Below are 2,616 nucleotides of genomic sequence, written 5' to 3'. Positions count from 1 at the left end.
GAAGCGAACCCGGCGAACTGAAACATCTAAGTAGCCGGAGGAAAGGACATCAACCGAGACTCCGTTAGTAGTGGCGAGCGAACGCGGACCAGGCCAGTGGTGTGTGCTTAAGAATCGGAACGGCATGGAAAGGCCGGCCATAGTGGGTGATAGCCCCGTACGAGTAGAAAGAGCATGCATCCTTGAGTAAGGCGGGACACGTGAAATCCTGTCTGAAATTGGGAGGACCACCTTCCAAGCCTAAGTACTCCTCAGTGACCGATAGTGAACCAGTACCGTGAGGGAAAGGTGAAAAGCACCCCGACAAGGGGAGTGAAACAGTTCCTGAAACCGGATGCCTACAAGCAGTTGGAGCTCAAGGTTCGTCCTGGGTGACAGCGTACCTTTTGTATAATGGGTCAGCGAGTTGGTCTTACGAGCAAGCTTAAGCCGTTAGGTGTAGGCGCAGCGAAAGCGAGTCTGAATAGGGCGCTAAGTTCGTAGGATCAGACCCGAAACCGAGTGATCTATCCATGGCCAGGTTGAAGATGCAGTAACATGCATTGGAGGACCGAACCCACGCCTGTTGAAAAAGTCGGGGATGAGCTGTGGATAGGGGTGAAAGGCCAATCAAACTCGGAGATAGCTGGTTCTCCGCGAAATCTATTTAGGTAGAGCGTCGGATGATGACCGCTGGGGGTAGAGCACTGGATGGGCTAGGGGGTCCCAAAGACTTACCAAACCTAACCAAACTCCGAATACCAGCGAGTTTAGTCCGGCAGGCAGACGGCGGGTGCTAACGTCCGTCGTCGAGAGGGAAACAACCCTGACCGCCAGCTAAGGTCCCCAAGTCATGGCTAAGTGTGAAAGGATGTGGGAAGGCCAAAACAACCAGGAGGTTGGCTTAGAAGCAGCCATCCTTTAAAGAAAGCGTAATAGCTCACTGGTCTAAATAAGCCGGCCTGCGCCGAAAATGTAACGGGGCTAAAGCCATGCACCGAAGCTGCGGGTTCGCGTAAGCGAGCGGTAGCGGAGCGTTCCGTAAGCCTGTGAAGGGAGACCCGTGAGGGCTCCTGGAGGTATCGGAAGTGAGAATGCTGACATGAGTAGCGAGATGAGTGTGAGAAACACTCACGCCGAAAGTCCAAGGGTTCCTGCGTAAAGTTAATCTTCGCAGGGTTAGCCGGCCCCTAAGGCGAGGGCGAAAGCCGTAGTCGATGGGAACCAGGTGAATATTCCTGGGCCTGCGGGTGGTGACGGATGGTGTGTATCATGTGCCCTTATCGGATTGGGTGCGTGGTGAAACTGTCCCTGGAAATAGCCCCCGCGTATAGACCGTACCCCAAACCGACACAGGTGGACTGGTAGAGTATACCAAGGCGCTTGAGAGAACGATGCTGAAGGAACTCGGCAAATTGACCCCGTAACTTCGGAAGAAGGGGTGCCCGTTTTTGCGCAAGCAGAGGCGGGTGGCACAGACCAGGGGGTAGCGACTGTTTACTAAAAACACAGGGCTCTGCGAAGTCGAGAGACGACGTATAGGGTCTGACGCCTGCCCGGTGCCGGAAGGTTAAGAGGAGATGTGCAAGCATTGAATCGAAGCCCCGGTAAACGGCGGCCGTAACTATAACGGTCCTAAGGTAGCGAAATTCCTTGTCGGGTAAGTTCCGACCTGCACGAATGGCGTAACGACTTCCCCACTGTCTCCAGCATCGGCTCAGCGAAATTGAACTCTCCGTGAAGATGCGGAGTTCCCGCGGTCAGACGGAAAGACCCCGTGCACCTTTACTACAGTTTTGCAGTGGTGCTAGGGATCGCTTGTGTAGCATAGGTGGGAGGCTTTGAAGTGTGGGCGCCAGCTCGCATGGAGCCACCGTTGAAATACCACCCTGGCGGTCTCTGGCCTCTAACCGCGATCCGTTATCCGGATCCGGGACCCTGCATGATGGGTAGTTTGACTGGGGCGGTCGCCTCCCAAAGCGTAACGGAGGCGCACGATGGTAGGCTCAAGCTGGTCGGAAATCAGCTGTCGAGTGCAATGGCATAAGCCTGCCTGACTGCGAGACTAACAAGTCGAGCAGAGACGAAAGTCGGTCATAGTGATCCGGTGGTCCCGTGTGGAAGGGCCATCGCTCAACGAATAAAAGGTACGCCGGGGATAACAGGCTGATGATTCCCAAGAGTCCATATCGACGGAATCGTTTGGCACCTCGATGTCGGCTCATCACATCCTGGGGCTGGAGCAGGTCCCAAGGGTTCGGCTGTTCGCCGATTAAAGTGGTACGTGAGCTGGGTTTAGAACGTCGTGAGACAGTTCGGTCCCTATCTGCCGTGGGTGTTGGAGACTTGAGAGGAGCTGTCCCTAGTACGAGAGGACCGGGATGGACGCACCTCTGGTGCATCGGTTGTCGCGCCAGCGGCACGGCCGAGTAGCTATGTGCGGACGAGATAACCGCTGAAAGCATCTAAGCGGGAAACTCACCTCAAAACCAGGTCTCCCTGAGAGCCGTGGAAGACCACCACGTTGATAGGCCGGAGGTCGAAGTCTAGTAATAGGCGAAGCCGACCGGTACTAATCGCTCGATAGAGCTCTATCGCAAGACTGCGCAAGCAGTCGCCGTCATGTCCGGCGAGGAA

The 2,616-nt window shown here is 55.4% G+C and carries 1 rRNA gene; it reads left to right on the top strand.

Annotated features, from left to right (window positions below):
* Window positions 1-2,576 (top strand): 23S ribosomal RNA (locus DKG75_RS22585); the annotation flags it as partial.
* Between the last annotated feature and the right edge of the window lie 40 nt (window positions 2,577-2,616).

Source organism: Zavarzinia compransoris (genome assembly GCF_003173055.1).
Classification (GTDB): Bacteria; Pseudomonadota; Alphaproteobacteria; order Zavarziniales; family Zavarziniaceae; genus Zavarzinia; species Zavarzinia compransoris.
This window is presented reverse-complemented; position numbering and strand designations above follow the sequence as displayed.